18 protein-coding genes and 1 pseudogene are annotated in these 26,388 nt (G+C 33.3%); 1 reads left to right on the forward strand and 18 read right to left on the reverse strand.

Annotated elements, in window-relative coordinates:
- Nucleotides 1–77: 77 nt before the first annotated feature.
- Both AC8GF4_RS12635 and AC8GF4_RS12640 read right to left on the reverse strand, forming a co-directional pair.
- Nucleotides 78–257 carry a hypothetical protein gene (locus tag AC8GF4_RS12635; RefSeq protein ID WP_506595125.1) on the reverse strand — a complete coding sequence of 60 codons (180 nt, stop codon included), beginning with the start codon at nucleotides 255–257 and terminating at the stop codon, nucleotides 78–80.
- Between the two features lie 23 nt (nucleotides 258–280).
- Nucleotides 281–754: a Dps family protein gene (locus AC8GF4_RS12640; protein WP_506595127.1), complete on the reverse strand. Its 474-nt coding sequence runs from the start codon at nucleotides 752–754 to the stop codon at nucleotides 281–283.
- Between the two features lie 300 nt (nucleotides 755–1,054).
- Here AC8GF4_RS12640 and AC8GF4_RS12645 point away from each other — a divergent pair, with 300 nt between their 5' ends.
- A complete protein-coding gene (locus AC8GF4_RS12645; RefSeq protein ID WP_506595128.1) occupies nucleotides 1,055–1,660 on the forward strand; it encodes a 2,3-bisphosphoglycerate-dependent phosphoglycerate mutase in 606 nt (201 codons plus the stop codon).
- Between the two features lie 311 nt (nucleotides 1,661–1,971).
- Here the strand turns inward: AC8GF4_RS12645 and AC8GF4_RS12650 are convergent, their stop codons facing one another.
- The 16 genes and pseudogenes from AC8GF4_RS12650 to AC8GF4_RS12725 all read right to left on the reverse strand — a co-directional run bounded on the left by AC8GF4_RS12650 (nucleotide 1,972) and on the right by AC8GF4_RS12725 (nucleotide 26,377).
- Nucleotides 1,972–2,166: a hypothetical protein gene (locus tag AC8GF4_RS12650; RefSeq protein WP_506595129.1), complete on the reverse strand. Its 195-nt coding sequence runs from the start codon at nucleotides 2,164–2,166 to the stop codon at nucleotides 1,972–1,974.
- Nucleotides 2,167–2,207: 41 nt separating this feature from the next.
- The gene (locus AC8GF4_RS12655) at nucleotides 2,208–2,549 is read right to left on the reverse strand and encodes a hypothetical protein (protein WP_506595131.1); all 342 of its coding nucleotides are present in this window, start codon (nucleotides 2,547–2,549) and stop codon (nucleotides 2,208–2,210) included.
- A 241-nt stretch (nucleotides 2,550–2,790) separates the two neighbouring features.
- Nucleotides 2,791–3,225 (reverse strand): response regulator, encoded by a 435-nt coding sequence (locus AC8GF4_RS12660; protein WP_506595132.1) that lies wholly within the window; start codon nucleotides 3,223–3,225, stop codon nucleotides 2,791–2,793.
- Nucleotides 3,222–6,239, reverse strand: coding sequence for a hybrid sensor histidine kinase/response regulator (locus AC8GF4_RS12665; RefSeq protein ID WP_506595133.1), 3,018 nt, complete (start codon nucleotides 6,237–6,239; stop codon nucleotides 3,222–3,224). Before AC8GF4_RS12665 ends, AC8GF4_RS12660 begins: the two co-directional genes overlap by 4 nt.
- A 58-nt stretch (nucleotides 6,240–6,297) precedes the next feature.
- The gene (locus AC8GF4_RS12670; protein ID WP_506595462.1) at nucleotides 6,298–6,843 is read right to left on the reverse strand and encodes a helix-turn-helix domain-containing protein; all 546 of its coding nucleotides are present in this window, start codon (nucleotides 6,841–6,843) and stop codon (nucleotides 6,298–6,300) included.
- Nucleotides 6,844–7,245: 402 nt separating this feature from the next.
- Nucleotides 7,246–11,586, reverse strand: coding sequence for a CheR family methyltransferase (locus tag AC8GF4_RS12675; protein ID WP_506595134.1), 4,341 nt, complete (start codon nucleotides 11,584–11,586; stop codon nucleotides 7,246–7,248).
- A gap of 273 nt (nucleotides 11,587–11,859) precedes the next feature.
- Nucleotides 11,860–12,534 carry a peptidoglycan DD-metalloendopeptidase family protein gene (locus AC8GF4_RS12680; RefSeq protein WP_506595136.1) on the reverse strand — a complete coding sequence of 225 codons (675 nt, stop codon included), beginning with the start codon at nucleotides 12,532–12,534 and terminating at the stop codon, nucleotides 11,860–11,862.
- An 85-nt stretch (nucleotides 12,535–12,619) separates the two neighbouring features.
- Entirely contained in the window at nucleotides 12,620–15,028 is a 2,409-nt protein-coding gene (locus AC8GF4_RS12685; RefSeq protein ID WP_506595138.1) for an alpha-ketoacid dehydrogenase subunit alpha/beta, read from the reverse strand.
- A 188-nt stretch (nucleotides 15,029–15,216) separates the two neighbouring features.
- Nucleotides 15,217–18,039: a gluzincin family metallopeptidase gene (locus tag AC8GF4_RS12690; RefSeq protein WP_506595139.1), complete on the reverse strand. Its 2,823-nt coding sequence runs from the start codon at nucleotides 18,037–18,039 to the stop codon at nucleotides 15,217–15,219.
- A 150-nt stretch (nucleotides 18,040–18,189) separates the two neighbouring features.
- Nucleotides 18,190–18,918 (reverse strand): LOG family protein, encoded by a 729-nt coding sequence (locus AC8GF4_RS12695; RefSeq protein ID WP_506595141.1) that lies wholly within the window; start codon nucleotides 18,916–18,918, stop codon nucleotides 18,190–18,192.
- Between the two features lie 251 nt (nucleotides 18,919–19,169).
- Nucleotides 19,170–19,367 (reverse strand): annotated as a pseudogene (locus AC8GF4_RS12700) (hypothetical protein); the annotation flags it as partial.
- 101 nt (nucleotides 19,368–19,468) lie between these two features.
- The gene (locus AC8GF4_RS12705) at nucleotides 19,469–19,783 is read right to left on the reverse strand and encodes an addiction module protein (protein ID WP_506595143.1); all 315 of its coding nucleotides are present in this window, start codon (nucleotides 19,781–19,783) and stop codon (nucleotides 19,469–19,471) included.
- A gap of 56 nt (nucleotides 19,784–19,839) precedes the next feature.
- On the reverse strand, nucleotides 19,840–22,671 hold the full coding sequence (gene uvrA, locus AC8GF4_RS12710) for an excinuclease ABC subunit UvrA (RefSeq protein ID WP_506595144.1): 2,832 nt from the start codon (nucleotides 22,669–22,671) through the stop codon (nucleotides 19,840–19,842).
- Between the two features lie 101 nt (nucleotides 22,672–22,772).
- On the reverse strand, nucleotides 22,773–23,726 hold the full coding sequence (locus tag AC8GF4_RS12715) for a Fic family protein (protein WP_506595146.1): 954 nt from the start codon (nucleotides 23,724–23,726) through the stop codon (nucleotides 22,773–22,775).
- A gap of 60 nt (nucleotides 23,727–23,786) precedes the next feature.
- Entirely contained in the window at nucleotides 23,787–25,580 is a 1,794-nt protein-coding gene (locus tag AC8GF4_RS12720) for a chloride channel protein (protein ID WP_506595148.1), read from the reverse strand.
- 128 nt (nucleotides 25,581–25,708) lie between these two features.
- Nucleotides 25,709–26,377, reverse strand: coding sequence for a DNA alkylation repair protein (locus tag AC8GF4_RS12725; RefSeq protein ID WP_506595149.1), 669 nt, complete (start codon nucleotides 26,375–26,377; stop codon nucleotides 25,709–25,711).
- Nucleotides 26,378–26,388 lie beyond the last annotated feature (11 nt).

The following is a 26,388-nucleotide window of genomic DNA, read 5'->3' on the forward strand; positions in this document are numbered from 1 at the left end:
CTATTTGCCAAATTCAGATTGTACTTTTGCAATTAAAAAACAATTTATATTTTATATATAGAAAAACATTTTTGGACTTAAAGTGTTCGTACTCTTTTTGTAAACTGAATATTAGATTTTTTAAAAGCTTCAGTTTTAAAATCAATTTGCACAGCACATGAATCGCCTACACCGTTTTTTGGAGTAAAAATTTTACCCACTTTGCAATGACTTTTGGAACTAGATATTAATTCTTTTTCTGCTTTAAACATCATCATAATTTTTAGTGTTTCAATTTTTTTTAACTCAGATAACGCCTCAATATCCAGGCCATTGTTTCATGATCTTGCATTAATCCAGTCATAAAATCGGCTGTACCTGCATCTCTGTTTTCTTCAGAACATACTTTAATATCTTCACGTAATTGCACAATTACAGTTTCTTGATCTTCTAGTAATTCCAAAATCATATCTTTTTGTGAGGGATATTTATTAGGATTTTCTTTGAGTCTTGTCAGTTCCGAAAACTCTTTCATAGTTCCAATTGTTTTGCCTCCCAATTTACTGATGCGTTCTGCAATTTCATCTATTGAGGCTTCCAATTGTTTGTATTGGTTTTCAAATAATTTATGCAATTCCATAAAACTATTACCCGAAACATTCCAATGAAATTTTCTTATTTTAATGTATAATGTCATTTCATCTGCCAAAATGGAAGATAGAAAATCAATGCTTTTTTGTAAATTCTGCTTGCTAATTCCAATTTGTGGTTCCATAATTTCTTGTTTTTTTCAATTATTTGTTTTGATTCTCTGATTTGGATCATCCGAATACTGAAATCGTTGTTATACAAAGGTGATAACTAAGGTGTGAAATTGGGTTACATAACTTTTGATAATAGTTATAGAATTTACAGATAAATATTTATCGGTATTTAACTTATAATCAATATTTTATAATTATAAATAGAATTGATTTATCCTGCTTTATAACATAATTTCCCCGATATTAGAGTGTTGAATTCTCGATTAGATTTCCTAGTATTTTGGTTTAAAAAATTTAATAAAAAATGAATTATGGCAATATTGACGCTTATTCGGCACGGACAGTCGACCTATAATTTTGAAAACCGATTTACTGGAAATTGCGATGTCGAACTCACTGCTTTAGGAAAAGAAGAAGCCGAAAAAGCTGGTGTAAAATTGAGAAATTTCACATACAATATTGCATATACTTCGGTTCTTAAACGAGCACAGGAATCTTTAGAAATAATATTGAAAGTTATTCACCAAACCAAAATATCTATTATTGCTGATGAAGCATTAAATGAAAGAAAATATGGAAGTTTACAAGGACAGAATAAAGATAAAATTGCCAACAAATACGGCGCTGAACAAGTAGAAATTTGGAGAAGAAGTTATGATATTCGTCCCCCAGAAGGCGAAAGTTTAGCCGACACTTATGAAAGAGTTGTTCCTTATTATAAAAAAGAAATAGAACCAAAACTTAAAGCGGGGCAAAATGTTTTGATAGTTGCTCACGGCAATAGTCTGAGAGCGCTAGTGATGTATCTAGAAGTGATTAGTAAAGAAGAAATTGTTAGTTTTGAAATTCCTACCGGAGCACCTAGACAGTATGTTCTTGATGCTTATCTAAATATAAAAACTGTAAACTATTTGTGAATTATTGAAATAAAATGAAGAATTTTTTTAATACTTTTTACTAATGCGAATCAAGGACTCAAATGTGCCGTTTGACACTAAATATTGGTAGAAAAATAATTTCACCTGCTTTTTTGTCCCGTAGGGACTAACCAATCCCTATTTATATCAAATTATGTAAAAATGTTTAGTCCCTACGGGAAATTGAAACCATTACAATTTTAATTAACTACCAATATTTAGTACCTAACGGCACAAAAAATAAATTTTTAACTCTTGATTTGCGTTAGCAACTATATTTTGAAAAAGTTTTTAGATTGCACCGCATAAATCTAAGACTCATCTTTCGTAGTGCGTATCAAACTAATTCCAGCAATGAAGAAAACCGTACCCAAAATACCATAAATTACTAGAGATCTAATGTCTCTGTCGCTACCAGATGTATTTGTAAATATAACCGCATCATAAATAAGACCGCCTATTCCGAGAGCCGTTAATAATGCACCAAAGATTCTTTTAATATTCATAATTCCTATTTTTAATAATTTATACTGTATGCAATTATCGTTTATTCTGGAATGTCTTCTTCCAAATCGTTATGATCGTCTCCGCCCAAACTGTAGTAATCATTTTCTTCATCTTCAGAACCAATTGCTTCTTGATCGTCATCCAATTCAGCCCCTGGAATATCTAAATCATCTCCTGTTTTATCATCCTTGAAATCTTTCTCGTTCCTTTTTTCAAAAGGTTGGATTTTTAGATTTTCTTTCATTTTAGAAATATCCTCTGGATTTATATCCGACTCTTTATGAAATTGGTTATAGATGTCTTCACTTTCAGGATAATCCGATAGTAGATAAGGTTCCGTTTCATTTGCTTTATGCAAGTTAGTTTGTTTTGAATTTTCCATTTTTTTTTATATTTAGAATCCAGTTAATACACTAAAACCAATTTGCAGATAAATTATGTTGCTTACTATTCCTGCAAGGTCTTTTTCTGGATCTTGTAGGTATCTTATCATTGACATTTATACCTACAAGTTTATATAAAACCTTGCAGTATAAGAAGAAAAATTGCAGATAAGTTATTGCTCTTTGGATCCTGCTTAAATGAACTTATATTTCTTATGTGGTAAAATAAAAGTTAGTTTTTTACATCCTTTCCATGTACCAATTCAATTCTTTTTTCATTTTTCTAAATTCAAAAAGAGCAGAAATTATTTTTTTTAAGCGAACAAATGCTGTTTCACTTTTTACTACATAATCAAAAGCTTGATGGTGCATACAATCAATTGCAACCTCTATTTTATCTTGGGAAGACAACATAATCACTTCGATTTCAGGATTGAATGCTTTTATTTTATCCAAGGTATCAATACCGTTTATGGCATTCAAATCAATACCATCCAAATGATAATCCAAAATAATTACATCGGGATTATGAGACAAATTGGCTAGACAGAGTTCGCCAGTAGGGTAGGTCTCTATCTCAAAATCAGCATGATCTAGAAACTCGATTTCCAAAGATTTCAAGAATAAGGCGTCATCATCTACTAAGAACAGTTTTATTTTGTTTGCGGTATTCATTTTAGGGATTTTTTTAATTTTTCTAATTCTAGTTCCAATTCTTTACAGGCTTGCATGCACACGTCTTCCAATTTTAATACCATATTTTCCATTTCATCATTTTGCTGTTGTATGGCAACAAATTCCTGAATCTTTTTGGCCATATTTTCAAAATCGGAATGGATTCCCATTATTGAAAAAGACGGAATCATTTTGTGAATAGCGGCGTTGAGTAAATTCCAATCTTGATCAACCAAACTCTGCTTCAATGTATTGATTAATTGTGGCGTTTGTTCCAGATACAAACCAATCATTTCAATCATTAATTTTGGATTGGATTTGGTACGGTGATTTAAATAATCCAGATTGATGTATTTTACTATTTCTGCTTCTGTAACCTCTATATTTTTATTTTTACTGGGCAATGCGTTTTGAGGCTTTTGTATTAAACTAACAATTTTACTGTACAATACCCTTTCATCAATGGGTTTTGCAATGTAATCGTTCATGCCTACTGCTTTGCATTTTTCCAAATCTACCGTAGTAACATCAGCGGTTAAAGCAATGATTGGAATTGTCGATTTCAGTGTTTTTCTAATATGTTCTGTGGCTTCAAAGCCATTCATTTCAGGCATTTGTAAGTCCATTAAAATAATATCGTATTGATTTGTTTTAAGTTTCTCGATGGCAATTTTTCCGTTTTCGGCTATATCACGTTCAAAGCCAAAATCATCCAAAACTGTTTTCATCAGCAATTGATTTAGCGCCATATCTTCAACTACCAGTACTCGGATGCCTTTAATTTTATTATCCAATTCCATTATTTCATTTTCTAATACTGCATCTTCTTTTGTTTTTAGAAAAGGCAACGTAAAACTAAAACGAGAATACTCGTTTATTTTACTTTTAACCCTAATATTTCCTCCTTGGGACTCTACCAATTGTTTTACAATGGCAAGCCCAAGTCCTGTTCCTCCATACAATCGGGAGGTACCACTGGATGCTTGCTGGAAATTTTCGAAAACTCGGTCTATTTTATCTTCTGCTATTCCTATTCCAGTGTCATTGACTGCAAATTCAATAATTACTTTTTCATCATCTTCAAACATTAAATGAACACTTACAGTAATGATACCTTTGATTGTAAATTTCACTGCATTACTAACCAAATTTAAAATAATTTGGTGCAAACGAATTGCATCTCCAACTAATACTTCTGGTATTTTATCGTCGTATTCTGAAACTAACTTTAAGTTTTTTTCCTGAACTTTTGTTTCAAATAAATGAAGCATCGACGACAATGATTTTTTTATCTTGAAAGGGCTTTGTTCAAAAGTCATTTTCCCAGCATCTACTTTTGCCAAATCCAAGATATCATTAATAAGTACAATTAAGGCATCTCCACTCATTTTTATGGCCATTAAATATTCTTTTTGCTTGGCTGATAATTCGGTTTTTAAAACCACTTTTGTAAATCCTATAATGGCATTCATCGGAGTGCGAATTTCATGACTCATATTTGACAAAAACTGTTGTTTTGCTTTTACTGCATTTTCTGCAATTTTAGTAGCCAATTCTGCTTTACTTTTTGCTTCTTCGGCTATAACTGTTGCCAATTCCGCAAAAACTTTGGCTTCAAATAACTCTGTTGCAATTCTTTTTTGTTCTGTAATATCTCTGGCAACCACAACGGCTCCAACTACATTTCCTAAATCATCTTTATAAACCGAACCATTGAATAAAACATCTGTTAATTTTCCATCCATTATGGTGAGTGGATAATCGACAACAAAGCCTTTTGAAAAAACTTTTTTATAACCTTCTTTTGCTTTTTGAGGTTCTGTAAAGTAATCAATAAAATCGGAACCAATTAGCTGTTCTCTGGATACACCGGTAACTCGGACGGTTGCATCATTGGTATCGGTAATTTTTCCATTGGGCGAAATGGTAAATAATGGATCCCGACTGGCTTCAATTAAACTCAATGAATATTGGGAAGCCAACATAAGTGAATAGCTGTGAGCTTCTAACTCTTTGTTGGCAATTTCGCGTTTCTCTTTTTCTTTGTTTTGAAACTCCAATTCCAAATCGGCAATAACAAGTTCAGCAGCTCTATTTTCTTTTTCTCCGGTTTGAAAAATAAGTTCTTTGTTTGCAATGTATAATTCGTCTGCTCTTTTCTCTTTTTCATCATTTTGGTAAGCCAATTCTTTGTTGGCAATTACCAATTCTGCTGCTCTTTTTTCTTTTACTTTATTTTGATAAGCGAGTTCTTCATTGGCAATAACCAACTCTGCTGCTCTATTTTCTTTTTCGTCGTTTTGATAAGCCAATTCTTTATTGGCAATGAATAATTCTGCAGCACGTTTCTCCTTTTCATCATTTTGGTAGGCCAGTTCTTTGTTGGCAATCCCTAATTCAGCGGCTCTTTTCTCTTTCTCTTCGTTTTGAAAAGCCAATTCTTTATTGGCAATCCCAAGTTCGTCGGCACGTTTTTCTTTTTCTTCATTTTGAAAAGCCAATTCCTTATTGGCAATTCCTAGTTCGTCGGCACGTTTTTCTTTTTCTTCATTTTGAAAAGCCAATTCTTTGTTGGCAATACCCAATTCATCGGCTCTTTTTTCTTTTTCGTCATTTTGAAAAGCCAATTCTTTGTTGGCATTTCGTAATTCTAGTGCCCATTTTTGGTCTGCAATATCTCTTATTACAATGACTACACCAATTATATTACCACAATTGTCTTTATAAACAGAACCATTAAATTGTACTTCGGACAGTTTTCCATTTTTATGGCGTAAGATAAGTGGAACATCCGTTACCGAATCTTTTTCAAAAACCTGTTGATAAACGTCTTGAACTTTGTTGGGTTCCGTAAAGTAATTATTAAAAAAAGTGCCCTTTAATTCTTCCCTAGACACTCCTGTGATATGCATAAAAGCCTCATTCATGTCTATAATTTTTCCTTCGGCACTTATGGCTATCAAAGGATCCAAACTGGCTTCAATTAAACTTCTGGAGTAATGTGATTCTTGCATGGGGAGGCGTGGTATTGTTTTTTTTATTTATCGTTGGGTTTTCAAAAGGGTAGTCGTATTAATTACCAATTTCTTCAATCGGACTACGTCTTTTGTCTTTTAATTGTTTAAAGTGGGTAGGGGATAGTCCTGTTACTTTTTTGAACTGACTTGATAAATGGGCAACACTGCTATATCCCATTTTCCATGCGATTTCGGTGATATTGAGTTCGCCATAAATAATCAATTCTTTGATTCTTTCGGTTTTGTGCGAAATAATAAATTGTTCTATGGTTGTTCCTTGCACTTCCGAAAAAAGATTGGACATATACGTATAATCGTGGTTTAGTTTTTCATGCAAAAAATCCGAAAAATTGATTTTAATGTTTTCGTCAGTATGGTGAACGAGTTCAATTATTACATTTTTTATTTTCTCGATAAGCATCGCTCTTTTGTCATCCATCAACTCGAGACCGGAATCCAATAAGGCCAATTTTAGTTGTTCCCTTTGATACATAGAAATAGTCTCCATGATTTCTACTTCGCCCAAATCAACCACAATAAAGTGCAGACCAAGTTTTTTCAACTCTTCTTTCACTGCCATTTTGCAGCGATTACTAACCATGTATTTGATGTATAATTTCAAGTTCTTTGTTATTTAATGGATAGAGTAAAGGTCGTCTAGAAATCAAGAACCGCTGTTATAGAATTTACAAGATTGTTGTATAATTCACTGATTGTTGATTGTTTTTATAACACCTTTGTCAAAGGTTATCCCGATAATTATCCTGTCGTTTGGACACATCTAAAAATAGAACACAGATTGGACGGATTTACACAGATAAAAATTAGTTAATCTATATTTGACCTTACAGATTATGTTTATTTCATACTCAAACTTTTAATTTATCACAAAAGAATCAGTGCTAATCTGTCTAATCTGTTAATTCTGTGTCCCATTATGAAGTAGAATATATTTGTGTCCACACATTAGGATAATTATCGGGATTGACAAAGGTTTGCGGTTTCATTTCTTATGAACCGTTTTCTTAAGCTGTTTAATTATTTTTTCAAACAAAAGCTTTTCATCAATGGGTTTAGAAATATAATCATTCATACCAACGGTTTTAGATTTTTGTACATCTACAGTGGTTACATCTGCAGTAAGCGCAATGATTGGAATTTTAGAATTCATAGTATTCCGAATGTAGTCTGTCGCTTCAAACCCATTCATTTCGGGCATTAGTATGTCCATTAGAACAATGTCATAACTATTTTCTTTAAGTTTTTTTATAGCTACTTTACCATTTTCGGCAATATCACATTGAAAACCAAATTCTTCCAATATTATTTTTATCAAAAGCTGATTCAATGTTACGTCTTCTGCTACCAAAATTTTTATGTTTTCTAATCCTTCTATGGCATGAATACTATTTTCTACTTCTGAAGGAATTTCGGTACAGAATTTTTCAAAATCCATTATAAAACCAAAAGTAGAACCTTTACCTTCATCACTTTTTACAATTAATGTCCCACCTTGATGTTCTACCAATTGTTTGACAATGGCAAGTCCTAAACCAGTTCCTCCATACAACCTCGAAATTTCGGTAGAAGCCTGTTCAAAATTATCAAAAATGTGTTCCAATTTATTCTTTGCAATCCCAATTCCTGTATCGGTTAAGGTAAATTCTATTGTGGTTTTTTCAGCATCTTCTTTTAGCATTTGAACACTTAAAATTATTTTTCCTTTGGAAGTAAATTTGATGGCATTGCTTATTAAATTCAAAATAATTTGTCTCAAACGCATGCAATCACCTACGATATATTCAGGAATTCGAGTGTCATATTGTTGTTCTAATATTAGATTTTTCTCCAAACATTTAGATTCAAATAAATAAAAGATGTCGGCAATTGATTCGAATATATTAAAGGTTTTCTTGTCGAAGGTCATTTTTCCAGCATCGACTTTCGCAAGGTCTAGAATGTCATTAATTAAAACAATCAAGGCACTTCCTGAGGATTTAATGGCAGTAATGAATTCTTTTTGTTCTTTGTTCAAATCCGTTTTCAATACTACATTGGTAAAACCAATGATGGCATTCATTGGAGTCCGAATTTCATGGCTCATATTAGACAAAAATTGTTGCTTTGATTTTAAGGCATTTTCGGCAATTTTTGTGTTTTCTTCCGCAATGTGTTTGGCGTCAATTAATTCATTTTTTAAATTAATATGAGCCGTAACTTCATAAGCAATTATGGTAACTCCAATTATGGTTTCATCGGCATCGAGATACGGCTGATATACAAAATTAAAATAAACATCCTCCAATTGACCGTTCCGCATCAAAGGAACAAGCAGTTCATATCCCTCTTGTGCAACACCTGTTGTGTAAACCTCTTCTAGCATTTTTGGAATAACACCTCCTTTTAACTCGGGTAAAATAGCAAAAAGAGATTTGTTTTCTACTATATTTCCTTTTCCCCAAAGCTCTTTAATACTATCGTTGGCTAAACTTATTATCATTTCTTTTCCTTTTAATATAGCAAAAGAAAAAGGCGATTGCATCAGCATCATGCTGTAGCGTTTGTTGCTGTCTTCAATTAATTTAAGTGCTTTTTTCTCAACCTCAAGTTGTACTTCCAATACTTTTTTCTCTTTGACTTGGAGTTCAATGGCAAGATTTCGAACATCGGTAATGTCAATAATGGTAAGGACAATCAGTTCTTCATTTTCACGTGCCTGAATGATTTTATGAGCGTTAAGTAACATTATCTTTTTGCCAATTACCGGAAAAATATGTTCTACTTCAAAATCATGAAAATGCTTATTTTTCGAAGCGATCTCTTCAATTAACTCTCTTAATTTTGGAATATTCCATTGGTTATTTCCTAATTTATACAATGATTCTCCAATGCATTCTTCCTCGGTCACATGAAATGTTTTGTAAAAAGACTTGTTCACCGATTTGATTTTAATGTCTTTATCCAAAATAAGCACAGGTTCATGAACCGTAGAAAGTATGGCTTCATTATATTGGTATAATTCTTCTACTTGCTGGATTCTGGAATGCAATTCTTGATTACTGGTTACCAATTCTTCATTGGTCGATTCAATTTCTTCCTTGGATGTTTCCAATTCCTCATTCAAGCTTTGTAATTCTTCATTGCTGGACACTATTTCCTCGTTGGCACTTTGCAGTTCTTCGTTGGCGGCTTCCTGATCGTGCGTAATAGAACCCATATCTGCTCTAGCTGCAGCCAATTCTTCTTCCAGTTTTTTTATCCTACGGTCTTTTGCAATGGTATTATTTTGTTCTCCCTTGATGGATTCTTCTTCAGTTTCCTGCTGAATGTATCCAGTAAATATAACAATCAGCAGCGGTTCTTCTCCTTCAATATTTAGGGGAATGGCTTCAATATTTACAATCTGAATCGTATTGTCTATAGGATTTCGATTCATTTCTATCCCCATTTTCCGGATGGGAAGTTTTGTTTTTATGGCATGATGAATGGCGTTTCGTAACTCAAATGAGATTTCGATATGTGCCATTTTCAAAATATTAAAACTGGCCTTGCCTGGAGAATGTTGCAAGTACAAAGAAGTTGATCCCCGAAATTGCAGAATTTCCAAATCGTAGTTAATGATAACGCTGGCAGGAACATGATGTTCTAGCAAAACGGTATCAAAAGCCAGACCGATGGTACCGTTTACAGATGTAGCTACTTTTTTGAATGTTGAAGTCGGGGTTGTATTTTTATCTGGCATAGTAATATGGGAAAGACGTGATGTAAGATCTGGAATGGTTCGTAATCCCGAATTTTTTTTTCGGGAATATAATTTATTTTTTTTATCAATAATAGTAAAAAGTTGTGCCGATGTTCCAATGGTTTCCGATTTCCCTAACATCAAACATCCTCCATCATTTAAGGCATAATGAAAGGTAGAAATGGCTTTTTTCTGAGCTATCGTGTCCAAATAGATTAGCATATTTCGGCAACTGATAAAATCCATTCTTGAAAATGGAGGATCACGCAAAATATTGTGCTTTGCAAAAACACAAACATCCCGTAACTCTTTTGAAATACGGTATTTATTTTTTGATTTTTCAAAAAAACGAACCAATCTTTCCGGAGAAAGTGACGCCAATTGTGTGGTGGAATATTCGCCAATTCGAGCTATCCGAATAGCATCGGCACTGAGGTCGGAAGCGAAAATTTGAAAAGGAATACTGTTTGGATACTTTTCCTGTAATTCAAACATTAGCATGGCAATTGAATACACTTCTTCTCCAGTGGCGCAAGCGGCTACCCAAATACGGAGCGTTTCTCCAGTAGTTTTGGTTTCAAGTAATTTAGGAAGAATTGCTTTTTTTAAATATAAAAAAGGTTCTGTATCTCTAAAAAAAGCAGTTACATTAATCAATAAATCCTGGTAAAGAATATCTACTTCATTGCTTTGGTTAGAAAGTAACTCGGCGTATTCTTTTAAAGTTTTAATTTTATGAACCAACATTCTACGAAGCATTCGCCTCTTAATGGTATTCATTTTATAATGACTGAAATCTACATTTTTCCTTTTGTGCAAAAGTTGAAGAATTATCTTCAACTCCGGATTGCTATTTTCAATTTCGGCTTCGGGTGTTTTTTTTAAAGAACTCCTTTTTAGCGCTGGATTCTGACTGATTCGTGTTAATTCAATTCCAATAGCTGCAGGAGACAAAACAAAATCAACAATGCCAGCTGCAATTGCCGAATTAGGCATACTACTAAACTTAGCCGATTCATCTTGAGCAAAAGTGATTCCGCCTGCCTGTTTAATTTCTTTCAAACCGCGCGTACCATCATTGGCAGATCCCGACAGAATAACACCAATTACATTTTCATGATGCGTCTCGGCCAAGGATGAGAAAAGGAGATCAATCGAGAAATTGGAGGTCCGATTTGTAGGTCTAGGAATCAGTTTTATATGACGGTCAGTTACTTCAATTTCCTTGTCATTGGGAATTACATAAACGTTATTGGGTTTCATCATTTCCATATCATCAATCACCTGAACCTCCATTTGGGTAACTTTTGACAAAAGCACATCGAGCAAACTTTTATGATCAGGACTTAGGTGCTGAACATAGATATAAGCCATACCAGTAGTAGGAGAAAGATTTTTCAATAATTGGGTTACTGCTTCAAGACCACCAGCAGAGGCACCAATAGCTACAACAGTAAAAGATTTTTTTTTGAGTTCCTTCTTTGAAAAAGAAAGTATTTCTGTAGGGACTTTTGTGATTTTGATTTCTTTTGTTGCTATTAATTTCTTGATAGGAAGTGATTCAAGTAAACTATTGTCGTCTATGGTCAAAACTGATTTCATTGTACCAATATTTACTTCGGACAACTAGGTAAAAAGAAGTATACTCTTTGACCTATCCCATAAAAGGGAATATCCATATCAAATGTAAACATAACTAATTCCAATAGCTATTAATAAAGGACTTATATTTTTGAAATCGTAAGGTTAGTAGCTTAGTAATTTTGTAAAAAAAACAATAAGATAGCTTAGAAACAGTATATAAATTGTAGCAAAATAAGCGATGAAATCATTTTATTAATTTTTGTTTACTCTAAAACAAATATTAGATTATTATTAAATCTTTAATAACAAATTGGGATCAGGGCAGTTTTCCAAATAATAAGTCAGTTTATCTTTACTGCAAACACCTGGATAATCTCCAAAATTATCATCAATGCTAATTATAATTTGAAAATGCAAATGGGGGGCGTAATCACCATTTACGGTTGCAGCTCCTAATGTTGCTAATTGTTGTCCTTTTGCAAAAAAATCGCCAACTTTGAGAGAAGCAATACTTTCAAATGCCAAATGTCCGTATAAAGTATAGAAAGTTTGATTTTCTAATTGATGTTCCAATATAATGGTCGGACCATAATCACCTAGATTATTGTTATATTGAAAACTGTGTATTTTCCCATCCAAAGCTGCCAAAACAGAAGTTCCCGCTTTAATCCATAAATCCAAACCAATATGAATATTGCGTTCCTCTGTGTTCGTATCATTAAAAACGGTGCTTCTTTTGTATAAATTGCGTACTTCATTATAACCTCCATAAGCAACTGAAGCTTTATTCTTGGCTAAAAGATTTTCAATATAGGTTTCAAATTCAGTAGCATCAGAAATATTCAGCTTATTCAATTCCAGATTCGAAGGAGATAAATCCAATGGAGTATATTGAAAATAGAGGATTGTGCTGTCTATTACTTTGATGTCTTTTAAATCTAAAAATAAAGTTTCTAATGGTGTCATTTGGGATAGAAAATAAGTTTTGAATAAAGATAAAAAAAATCCCATTCACCGTGGCGAATGGGATTATGAATATTAAATTAAAAGCTTAATACAAGCTAGGATATTTCGAAGGATTTACTTCATGCATCATTTCATATACCTTTTCGTAAATGTCTTCAGCAGAAGGTTTTGAGAAGTAATCGCCATCTGTTCCATAAGCGGGTCTATGCGCTTTGGCAGTCAATGTTTGAGGTTTGCTGTCTAAAAAGTTGTACGCATCTTGTTGCTCGATAATTTGTTGCAAAATATAAGCAGAAGCTCCACCTGGAAGATCTTCATCAATTACCAATAATCGATTGGTTTTTGCAATACTTTTTACAATATCACTATGAATATCAAATGGAAGTAAGGATTGTAAATCGATAATTTCGCAATCAATACCCGCTTCAAACAATTCATTGGCGGCTTGTTCTACCAATCTTAAAGTAGATCCATAAGAAACTAGTGTAATGTCAGTTCCTTTTCTTAATGTTTCAACTACACCAATTGGCGTTTTGAATTCACCATAATTCTCTGGCATTTTTTCTTTTAAACGATACCCATTCAAACATTCAATAACCAAAGCAGGCTCATCACATTCTAACAAAGCATTATAAAAACCTGCCGCTTGTGTCATATTTCTTGGAACCAAAACATGAATTCCTCTGATAGCATTTATAATCATTCCCATTGGTGAACCAGAATGCCAAATACCTTCTAGTCGATGCCCACGAGTACGAATAATAAGCGGTGCTTTTTGTTTTCCAACAGTTCTATATTGTAGAGTAGCCAAATCGTCACTCATTATTTGAATAGCATACAATAAATAATCCAAATACTGAATTTCGGCAATAGGACGTAAACCTCTTAATGCCATTCCGATTCCTTGTCCTAATATAGTAGCTTCACGAATTCCAACATCGGCAACGCGCAACTCGCCATATTTTTCTTGCATTCCTTCAAGACCTTGGTTTACATCACCAATATTTCCTGCATCTTCTCCAAAGATTAAAGTTTCGGGATATTTAGTAAAAATAGCGTCAAAGTTATCTCTCAATATCATTCTTCCATCGGTATCTGCAATGGCATTATTTGAATATTCCGGTAAAACTTCTTTAACCGAAAAAACATTTTTATCCGATTCAGAAAACAAATTACTACTGAATTTGATTTGAGTTTTATTGATATAATTAGTAATCCAGCTCGATAATTCTATTTTGTCTTCCTCATTGATAATAGAACGTAATGTTTTACGTGCAGCTACCAATATTTCTTTTTTCAAAGGAGATTTAATACTTTTTAAACTAGAAATAGTTTTAAGTATATCTTCTTTTTTTGCACTGGTTACGGCTACTCTTTCCAAAATGGCTACTAATTCTTTTTGTTCTTCAACTATTGGACCAATAAAAGCATTCCAAGCAGCTTTCTTACCCTCGAAAACTTCTTTTTTAGCCTCCAAATCAATAGCATCAATTTCTTCTGGAGAAGCAATATTTATGGCAATCATCCATAATTTCATTTGACGAATACAGTCAAAATCTTTTTCCCATGCCAATCGGGCAGCATTTTTATATCTTTCGTGTGAACCGGAGCTCGAGTGTCCTTGCGGTTGGGTTAACTGATTTACGTGTATTAAAACAGGAACGTGTTTTTCTCTTGCAATTTCTGAAGCTTTTTCATATGTCGCAATCAAATCAACATAATCCCAACCTTTAACTTTAAGGATTTCAAAACCATTAGAATTCTCCTCTTTTTGGTATCCTTTTAATATTTCAGAAATATTTTCTTTGGTCGTTTGATGTTTTGCGTGAACAGAAATTCCATACTCATCATCCCAAACACTCATTACCATTGGAACCTGTAAAACCCCTGCTGCATTGATTGTTTCAAAAAACAAACCTTCAGAAGTACTCGCATTTCCAATTGTTCCCCATGCAATTTCATTTCCATCAATAGAAAATTGATCTGCATTTGGAATACCTTGAACGTTTCTGTATATTTTTGATGCTTGCGCCAATCCAAGTAATCTTGGCATTTGCCCAGCTGTAGGGGAAATATCAGCGCTAGAATTTTTTTGTTGTGTTAAGTTTTTCCAAGATCCGTCTTCGTTCAAACTATGAGTTACAAAGTGACCTCCCATTTGTCTTCCAGCAGACATTGGCTCTTGTTCAATGTCAGTATGACCATACAATCCGGCAAAAAACTGTTGAATAGTCAATTCTCCAATAGCCATCATAAAAGTTTGATCGCGGTAATATCCAGAACGAAAATCACCATTTTTAAAGAATTTAGCCATAGCAAGCTGTGGAACTTCTTTACCATCTCCAAAAATACCAAATTTGGCTTTTCCAGTTAATACTTCCTTCCGACCTAATAAACTACATTCTCTGCTTATTATGGCAATTCGGTAATCATTTAAGACTTCGGTTTTAAAATCTTCGAATGTTAAACTAGTATTGACTTTCTCTTTAATCATAATATTAAAAGTATAGCTTTAGTGCTGCAAATCTAATGAAAAACTACGTATATATCATTATTCCATTCTGTATTTTTATAATTTATTATGAAATAATTTCCAGTAAAACGAATGTATTTTTACGATATATATAATTTTAACTTAAAAAACTGAGCAATTGTTTAATAATTTAAAGTTTTTGTTTTGAATTAAAACCATTTTCTAGTAAAAAGATTAATTAATGATTTTGGATTAAAAACAAAGACAAATCGTATTTTTTCTCCGTAATGCTTTTGTGAGACTTCAAATCCATTCGAAGAATATACCGGAAAGAATAATTCAAAGTAATCTTGTACCAAATTAAGTCGTATACCGCTATCGTATAAGAATTCAGTTTGCTGTCCTCTGTTTTTTACCAAACCGAGATCTGCATAAGCATCAACCCAATTCCATAATAAACTATAGCTCAAATTAGTTGTTGCCAGCCATTTATTCGATTCAGATGGATTTACAAATGATTTAAAACCTCCTTGCGACATAAAGTATTGTTGGCTTAGTATTCCAGTCTCATCAGATCGTGCAAAAGCGGCATAATCAAATAAATAATCATTTGCTCTGGAAATCCCAAAATTATAGTTTTGCGTATTATTGGTATTGTATAAAAAAGTACCAACAAATACTCTAACGTTAAAATAACGCTTATCACTGAACAATTTACGGTATTCCATTTCTGCAGAGGTTTTTCCAAAATAAGCCGAAACTTGCACATCCGTTAAGAATTTGACATGGCTGGTTATCTCTGTTTTTATATTAAAATATTTTAGGTTTAATATCGAATAATTATCTGTACTGTCAATAACTATTGCCGAAGGTTCTTTATTTATAATATTGTATTTTAGTGTTATAGCTTGTTTTCTATTGTCTCTGTAGCTAGGTTCTCTAATAAACAGGGATACACTTGGATATAATTTTAAATAAGCCGCGTCTGGTGCATAATGGTAATAAGATCCGTTTACCGAATACCGAATATTGTACAATCTTCCTTCTCTCAAATATTGATTAATGGCCAATGTATAACTCCCAACAATTGATTTGGTGTTAATGGAATACATTGGATTCAGGTTAAATACAAATGGTTTATCAAAAAAACTATAATTGTAAAAACTGATTCCAGGAGCAAAACCATCGTATTTATTGAAAAATAGGGTAGGAACATAAAACAATTGCGAATAGTGCGGATCCTCCAAATCTTCAAAAAAAGTAAGCTTTAAAGGACGATTTAATGAAAAAGGAGTCAATGATTTCCAATTGTTTCTTAAGTTAAATTCGGGAACTTCATTTTTATAATTCAGTACCAGTTTGTCGACACTTTTTCTATCGAATGTCAAAACAGTATCGATTTGATTGGTTTCCAGCCATTTTTTGAAAATTACTTGCTTGTTTCTAATTCCGTAAATAGGCATTGGAACTAGCGGAACTCCTTTGTTTTTTACAGTAAATGTCAAACTGTCTTTTGTTTTGGTAATAGCACCAAATTTATAATCAATAGTTTCTCGGCTATCTATTATATAATTAAAAAACCAATCGATGTTTTTTGCCGAATTTGTTTTTAAAAGGTTTTCAAAATCTCTTCTGTTGGTTTGTCTTTCCTTATTTAAAGCATAAAACTCCACAATACTGGATGAAACCAAATCTTGACCAAGATAGTCGTCCAAATACTGTAAACTTAAACCAGCTTTGTATTTATTGGCAATCTGTACGTTGTATTTTATGAGTTTATTTTTGGGAGCATTTAGCGGTTGATCTAGATTTTTTCTAGCCATAAGCATATAATAATAACTGTACTGATCATTAAAATCAGTTTGAGCCAATTTAAATCCTCTTAATAAGTAATACTTGGATGCCGAACCCATCATTTTACTTTCTGGGTGATATTCATTAATATAATTCATCATGGTAAACATTTGTATACCGTCATAAATCCAATTGTCTTTTCTGGCATCTAAGCGCAAACTATTTCTAAGGTAATTATTCAAATAAGTCTTTAAAATTTTTATTTCGTATATAAAGTCGGTATGAAAAGGACGCATGAATTTTGGCAATTGATTCAGCCCATAAAACGGATTTTTTTCATAATCGGCCTCCGAAATTATGATTTTACTACATGGATATTGCCCAATTTTCGCATTCGAAAAAGCCACAATTCTATTGATAATTACTGATTTTAAAGAATCACTGAATCTTCCTGAACCGATATTGGTCATCAATTCTAAGTTGCCTATTTTATAACTGGTGTAAGTAGATTCTTTTTCAATGACAATGTCAAAATCAGTTCTACTTTTGCCCGTAAGTTTTGAGCTTGTTTCTGCATCTGTTTTGGACAAATTAGAAATTTCTAAATCTGTAGTAATGTCATTTGCACTAGGAATCTTCAAATCAATTTCAAAATCCGAAACTGCATTGGCAATATCATCTAGGTTTTCGTTGCTGTATTTTATAAATTGATGTTCTTCATAGCGGGCAGGGGTAAGAAACCAGTTTTTAAGGTGCATGCCATACTTTTCAAAATGACCGTATTTGGTGAATTTATTACTTGGTATTTTGGAAACATAGCTAAGGTGAAATATTACTTTTTGGTTTGGAAGCAATATTCGGTGTAGCAAAATGGTTATAAAATCAGGATTTTTCATTGTTCTTTCCCAAGTAAAAACATTTTTGTCTTTGTCTTCAATAATCAAATTATCTGTTCCGCCAAGATCTTCATCAGATGCCATGTGAAACTTATTATAAAACTCATCCGAAAATCGTTTTCCAAGCGGGCTGTTTCTATCCGAAAAAGCATTATTCCAATCGTTTAATACGATAGAAGTTAAGGTGTCATTGGTTTGATTATAAAAAGTAATTTCCTGATCAACAGTCAGGGTTTTAACATCCATATTCACAACAACAGCCATCTTGGAGTGATGCTGTGCATATTGTTTTTGGTAAACCAACAAAACAATAAAAAACAGGATTTTACAATAGATTTTCAATTTGGGGACGAATAAGTTAACTGAAAAATACAAAACTAAAACAAGTTACAAAAAATTAAGAAAAGTTCGGTATTATTAAGTTAAAATACACAGAAAAACGTCAAACGAAAAGAGCCGTCTTGTCACCAAAAGACGAGACGGCTCTCTGTATTAAAAATTAGGACTTAAATCATATTTTTTATAGAATTTATCCAGAACATCAACTACTTCATCTTCAGTATCTACAAGTTTAAACAAGTTTAAATCTTCTGGACTTATGGTATGTTCTCTTTCTACCAATACTGTTTTTATCCAATCAATCAAGCCAGACCAAAATGTAGTCCCAACCAAAATAATTGGAAATTTAGCAATTTTTTTGGTTTGGATTAATGTAATCGCTTCAAACAGCTCGTCCATAGTTCCAAAACCACCCGGCATAACCACAAAACCTTGTGAATATTTTACAAACATTACTTTTCGAACAAAGAAATAATCAAAATTAAGGTTTTTATCTCTGTCAATATAAGGGTTAAAATGTTGCTCAAAAGGCAATTCGATATTTAGTCCCACAGAGGTTCCACCGCCCAAATGAGCTCCTTTGTTACCTGCCTCCATAATTCCGGGACCACCACCAGTAATCACACCATAACCAGATTTACTAATTTTGAAAGCAATTTTCTCGGCCAATAAATAATAATGATCTTCTGGTTTTATCCTCGCCGAACCAAAAATAGTCACACAAGGTCCAATACGTCCCATCGCATCATATCCGTTTACAAATTCGGACATAATTTTAAAAATACCCCAGCTATCATTGCTTCGTATCTCGTTCCAAGTTTTCTGTTTGAGCTTGTCTTGGATTACTTTGTCTTCATCGTTATCAAAATCTTCTAATCTCATATATTTTATTTTTAGGAGCTTTATCCCGCTATTCGTTTCAATCTTTTTATTTTTAAAGAAAAAATAAAAAGGATTTTCACTGCTATCGGGGCTAGGGCATCTGTTTCCAATTTAATTTTTGTTCTAAGAATTAAACTTTGTCAAACTTCCAAACTTTGACAAAGACGTATCAGTATTTTTTTTTAATTATTTATTCAGTTGTCCTAAATTTGCGAAAACTGTATCTAATTCTTATACTTTAAAATTTTTATTTATTTTCGTTTATCCCAAATGGAAGTATCTCTCGAAGTATGAAGAATTCCAATTATTATAATAGCCTTTACCGTTGGATCAACATAATAATGAATTAAATAAGGATAAATTTCTATTACTGCTGTATGTACTTCATAATATCTAATTTGGGCAATATCCAGGTATGATTTAAGTTGGTCAATTGTTTTTTTTACAGTAGCTAAGAATTTTTAGCCCAACCCAATTTGTTGCGAATCATACCATTTTGCAGCTTCTCTCAAATCTTCTTTGGCAAGGTTTTCAATAACTGATTTATACCTCATAAAAGTTCTTTTTCTAATTCATCGCAAAAAGAATCAAACTCAGTAACATTATTTGGGTTTTCCTTGTAGTCTTTTAGTCTTTTGTCGATAATATCTTTATGCCATTCCGGTATTGTTGGAACTTCCAATTCCTCAACTAAATCTTTATGCTTTTTAGTTATTTTTTCCCAATCACTTATAGGAATTACTACGGCAGTTTTATTGCCAAAGTTGTCGGATAAATATTGAAGTTTCATATATAGATAATATTTGATTTTAATGGAATATGGTATCGCCAGATCTTCATTGGTGTTTGCGACAACTTTTGTCATGGCGATTTAATAATAATAGCTTTTATTTATTTGTTAATCTTTGTCAAAGATGTATACTAAGATAACTCTTTTTTCAAAAACTGCGCCGTATAGCTTTTTTTATTTTTTACAATTTCTTCAGGCGTTCCTTTGGTTACAAGCTGTCCGCCACCTTTTCCTCCTTCGGGACCAATGTCAATAATGTAATCGGCTAGTTTGATAACATCCATATTGTGTTCGATAATCAAGATGGTATTTCCTTTATCTACCAATTTATTAATCACATCCATTAGCACTCTAATATCTTCAAAATGCAAACCCGTTGTTGGCTCATCGAGAATATAAAACGTATTTCCGGTATCTTTTTTAGACAATTCACCTGCTAGTTTGATGCGTTGCGCCTCACCTCCTGAAAGTGTGGTGCTTTGTTGACCAAGAGTGATATAACCCAAACCTACATCCTGAATCGTTTTTACTTTTCTATAAATCTTCGGAATCATTTCAAAAAAGGGCACCGCTTCATCCACCGTCATATTCAGTACATCCGAAATGGATTTTCCTTTGTAACGGATCTCGAGTGTTTCTCTGTTGAATCGTTTTCCTTGACAGGTTTCACATTCTACATACACATCGGGCAAGAAGTTCATTTCTATGGTTCGAACTCCAGAACCTTCGCAGGTTTCGCAACGCCCGCCTTTTACATTAAAACTAAAACGTCCCGCTTTGTATCCCCGAATCATACTTTCCGAAGTCATCGTAAACAAGTTTCGGATTTCGGTAAAAACTTCGGTATAAGTTGCAGGATTCGAACGCGGAGTTCTCCCAATCGGACTTTGGTCAATATCAATCACTTTGTCGATATGCTCTAAACCTTCAATTTTTTTATACGGTTTCGGAATTTTGACACCATTAAAATAATAAGCGTTCAAAATAGGGTAGAGGGTTTCATTGATTAAGGTGGATTTTCCACTTCCCGAAACACCCGTAACGCAAATCATTTTGCCCAAAGGCAAATCAATCGTAACATTTTTTAGATTATTACCTGTAGCGCCAGTGAGTTTTAGGAATTTTCCATTTCCTTCCCGTCGTTTCTCGGGTATTTCCAGCTTCATTTTTCCATTCAAATACTGAGCTGTAATGGTATTGGAAGCCAAGGTTTCAGCAGGAGTTCCAATACTGATGATTTCACCGCCATATTTTCCTGCTTTGGGACCAATATCAATTACATAATCGGCTCTTTCTATCATGTCTTTATCATGTTCCACCACGATTACAGAATTTCCAATGTCTCGTAACTGTTCCAAGGAATGAATCAATTTGTCGTTGTCTCTTTGGTGCAGACCTATACTTGGTTCATCCAAAATATACAAAACACCCACCAATTGTGACCCAATTTGTGTCGCCAATCGAATACGTTGTGCCTCACCACCCGAAAGCGATTTGGAACTTCGGCTCAAAGCCAAATAATCCAAACCTACATTCATCAAGAAAGCCAAACGATCTTTAATTTCCTTGATAACTTCTGTTGCAATTCGTTTTTGTTTATCGGATAAATGTTGGTCTAATTCCAAAAACCAAGCCGTCAAATCTGAAATATCCATATCACACAATTCGGATATGCTTTTTTCGTAGATTCTAAAATAGTTCGCTTCTTTTTTTAAACGCGAACCTTCGCAAACGGGACATTTTACTTCGTCCATAAAAGCTGCTGCCCAACGTTTTATGGTTGTCGAACCGCTTTCGTCGTGTTGGTTTTTTATAAAATGAGAAATCCCTTCAAAGTCAATTTTGTAATCTCTCGCAACGCCTAAAACTTCAGAATTGATGGTGAATTTTTCTTTACCGCCATTCAAAATCATTTCCATGGCTTCTGCAGAAATTTTTTCGACAGCATCAGTTAGTTTAAAATCATATTTCTCACCAATTATCTCCAATTGCTTGAAAATCCAAGATGATTTGTATTCGCCCAAAGGCGCAAAACCACCAGCTTTGATGGATAATTTAGGATTCGGAATGATCTTTTTAACATTAATTTGATTGACAGTTCCCAATCCGTTACAATTATCGCAAGCACCTTTTGGGGAATTGAAAGAAAACAAATTCGGTTCTGGATTTTGATACGATATTCCAGTAGTAGGACACATTAAGTTTCTACTGAAATAGCGGACTTCATTGGTGTCTTGGTCCAGCACCATCAACACATTTTCTCCATGATGCATCGCTGTATTGATACTTTCGGACAACCGTTTTTCATTGTCGGGGGTGTTTTCGATTACCATTCTGTCTACAACAATTTCGATATCATGGGTTTTGTAACGGTCCAATTTCATTCCCGAAACCAGGTCCAAAACATCTCCATTGACACGGACTTTCAAAAATCCTTGTTTGGTTATTTGCTGAAAAAGTTCCGCATAATGTCCTTTTCTGGCTCGAATAACCGGTGCAAGTATGTTGATTCTTTTCCCAGTAAAATCCTGAATAATCAAATCTTTAATTTGATCATCCGAATACGAAACCATTTTTTCTCCAGTATTGTAGCTGTAAGCATCGGCTCCACGGGCATAAAGCAAACGCAGGAAATCGTAAATTTCGGTAATGGTTCCCACCGTAGAGCGTGGACTTTTACTTGTTGTTTTTTGTTCAATCGCAATAACAGGGGAGAGTCCGTCAATTTTATCAACATCGGGACGTTCTAATCCGCCAAGAAATTGTCTCGCATAAGCCGAAAATGTTTCTACATAACGGCGTTGCCCTTCGGCATAAATAGTGTCAAATGCCAAAGAGGATTTTCCAGAGCCCGAAAGTCCGGTAATAACTACCAGTTTTTCTCTGGGAATGGAAACATCTATATTTTTTAGATTGTGAACGCGGGCACCTTGAACTTCAATCGTATTGTTTGTATCTAGCATAGTTTTTGCAAAAAAGCAAAGTTACCATTTTGATTGCTACTTTTAATAGAACAGTATGGAAGATTGTGTTAAATTAGAATAAAAAAAAACGCTAATTTTAGTTAGCGTTTTCTTTTTCGGGTTTCCATATAATCTTCTATCGCTTCCTTAGTAGTAAGCCAGTTTCTGCCTTCTTTGTAAGCATCAATTTTTCCCTGACGCGCCAATAAACTGATGTATTCCTGGCCGTATGGAAAATTAGGCTCTTGAACAATATCAGAAATTTCCTGATATTCTGTGTAATTATCAGGCATAGCTCTTTTGTAAATATTTAAGGTTCGTTCCAATGCCTGACACATCAATAACGTTAATTTTTGATAATTACCACCATTGGCTTGATTCAATGCTTCGTAGTATTTCTTTCGGTCATTTTTAAGAATAATAGCAGGTGGAAAACCACAGCGCATTAATATTAAATTCATAGCCAATCGGACAGTTCGACCATTCCCATCAAAAAAGGGATGAATCCATACCAATTTATGGTGAAAAACAGTAGCCAACTCAATATCATTTAGGTTTAAAGGATTTGTATTTACAAAATCAATCAATTCATCCAATAAATCGGGTACTTTATTGGCATTCGGTGGTGTAAAATTGGCACCTGTAATTCGAACACCTGCATTTCGGATACGTCCTACAAAATCTTCTTCAATTGAGCGTAAAACCAAACCATGCAAAGATAAAATATCAATACTGCGCAAAGTATAATCTTCATTTACGATTGAGTACAAATAATCAATGGCTTTATCGTGGTTATGTGTTTCAAAATGCTCTCGAAGTGATTTTCCTTTTACGGTTATCCCTTCTTGTATGACCATTTGAGTTTCGCGTAAGCTCATTGTATTTCCTTCAATACTATTCGAATTATATGTCCATTCTATCGAAAGGCTTTCCCGAATTTTATGTAAAGCAATATTAGGCAATGGTCTGCTGGACTGCAAATCTTGTCTTTTTTCATACAATCTGTCAAAGGTTGATTGAAGTTCTTCTCGGTATGTTAAATTGATATCCCACATAAGACCACAAAGATACATTTATTATCGGATAAATTAAATTTTAATCTATCCGATAATAAACTATTCTATAGTCATCGATTTTAGCTTGGCTCTATAAGCTTCAAGAGCCACCGATTTGGATATAAAACCAAAATATTTTTCATCACTTATCACAGGGAGAAACGCTTTTTTGGATAATTCAAATTTGTCCATAACGACTTCCATACTATTTGAAGGATGTATAATAGCAACAGGCTTTATCATTATTTCTTTAATCAAAGTATATTTTACGCGATAGGGATTGAAAATGATTTCACGAATGTCATTGAAATGTACAATACCCAATAGTTGTTTTTCTTTTGAAACCACAGGGAAAATAACTTGATTGGAATGGGATATTAAATCAACCAACTTTTCTAGGTTATCATCAGGTGAGATAGTAAGATAATCGGTTTGAATAATAGATTGGGTATCTAAGGTCGAAAGTACATTTGAATCTTTATTACTAGTAAAAGCATGCCCTTTTTTTGCTAGACTCTTGACATCCAAAGAGTGTTTTTCAAATGTTTTTGAAATGGCAAAACTGATGGAAGAAACAATCATTAGTGGAATCATTAGACCATAACCGCCTGTAATTTCAGCAATTAAAAATATAGCTGTCATTGGAGCATGGAACAATCCGCTCAAAATACCTGCCATACCAACTAATGTAAAATTTGTAATTGGCAAATGGGTTAAACCAGTTAAATTCAGCGATTTAGAAAAGAAAAAGCCAACATAAGATCCTAAAAATAGAGAAGGAGCAAAATTCCCTCCATTTCCACCACTGCCTAAAGTAATTCCCGTAGCAAAAGCTTTTAGCAAAAAAGAGCATCCAACGAAAGCTAATAAAACCCAGCTGTTATTTCTAAAATCCCTAAAAAGAGTATCTTCAAGTAATTGATTCGGATCGCTATCTGCTAATGTTTTGATACTCTCATATCCTTCTCCAAATAAAGTTGGAAAAATAAAGATTAAAAGAGCTAATATCGAAGCTCCAAAAAAAGCTTTTTTGTAAGTTGAGAGTCTTAAACGACCCAGAAAATGCTCTGTTCTTTGAAAATTTCTAGCATAAAAAACAGCAATAAATCCTGTAAATATTCCTAAAAGAATATAATAAGGGATGTTTTGATAATTAAAAGTTTGTCTGCCCGTAAAATTCAATAAAATAGTCTCATCCAAAGCAATTGCTGAGACTAAAGCACCTGTAGCTGCAGCAATCATAATGGGTGTAAATGCTGCTATACTAACATCAACCAGTAAAACTTCAATAGCGAACAAAACTCCTGCAATTGGCGCATTAAAGGCTGCGGCTATTCCTGCTGCGACACCACAACCTATGAGAAGCGTTCTATCTTTATAATTTAACTTATAACGTTGTGCATAATTTGACCCAAAAGCTGCTCCTGTAATAACAATAGGACTCTCTAATCCAGCTGAACCACCTAATCCAACTGTTAGTGAGCTAGTTACAATTTGGGCGTACATTTGCTTTTTTGGAATTATACTCGCTTTTTTGGCTACAGCATATAAGATTTGGGATGTGCCTTTTTCAATTGTACCTCCTAAAAAGCGTTTTACAACAAATACGGTAAGCATTATACCTATAACAGGCAACATCACTTTTAGAATTCCCAACTTAAAAAAATTGGCATGAATAGTCATATATGTTGCGAAACGAAAAACCCAATGTGCAAATGTCTTTAAAACAATAACTGCTAAAGCAGCAGATATTCCAACCAAAACACTGGATAAAAAAATAAATTGCTTAGGAGTAAGAAGTGTTTGTGCTAAAACAATTAAATATTCTATTTTTGAAATTATCTTTTTAAGCATTTTATTTCTAATTGGTTTAAATACAAAAATAGGTTTTTATAATTTTAATTTTCTCATACATTACCTTTAATTAAGGTCTGGGTTAAAGAACAAAATACTAGACTCAATATGAACTGGCAAACAGATTCTTATCCTAAATTTTTCAAGGCTTCTTTCTCACTCAATTTTTTTAAATTGGAACTTAAAACAAAATCTTTGACTGCATCCGGATTTGTTTTGGCATATTCCCGCAATGCCCAGCCTATGGATTTTTGAATAAAAAATTCAGTTGATGTTTTGTGTTTCTCACATATGGATTTCAATAAATTAAAATTCGTTTTTTCTTTATAACCCAACTGAAAAAGAATCGCGGATCGATTGAGCCACATATTATCTGAATTGGAAAAACGAACAATGACAGCATCAGTTTCATTCGGAAATTGTATTAAAAAATCTCCTAAAATAAATTTGGCAATAACATCAACACTGTCCCACCAAGAATTAGTGGTAATGAGTTTTTCAATAAGCAGAATATCTTCTTTTATATAATTGTTTTTGAGATTTTTGATTACCATTTCTAAGGTGCAATACTGAAGTTCCCGTTCTTTTTTAGAATATAATAACAAAGCAATATCTCTTGTATTATCGAAAACTTCTTTTTGGTTTGCTGCCCAAATAGCTTTAAATATACATCTTCTTTCCTCTGTTTTTATGCCAAAAAAAAGAAAATTATTTTTCATGTATTTTGACATAGCAATTGCATTTTCGGCATTGCTGTTTGCTAGGAAAGCTTTTTCTAATGAGGTTATAAAATTCATATAATTAAAAA

Source organism: Flavobacterium rarum (SeqCode) (genome assembly GCF_965234445.1).
GTDB classification, from domain to species: domain Bacteria; phylum Bacteroidota; class Bacteroidia; order Flavobacteriales; family Flavobacteriaceae; genus Flavobacterium; species Flavobacterium rarum.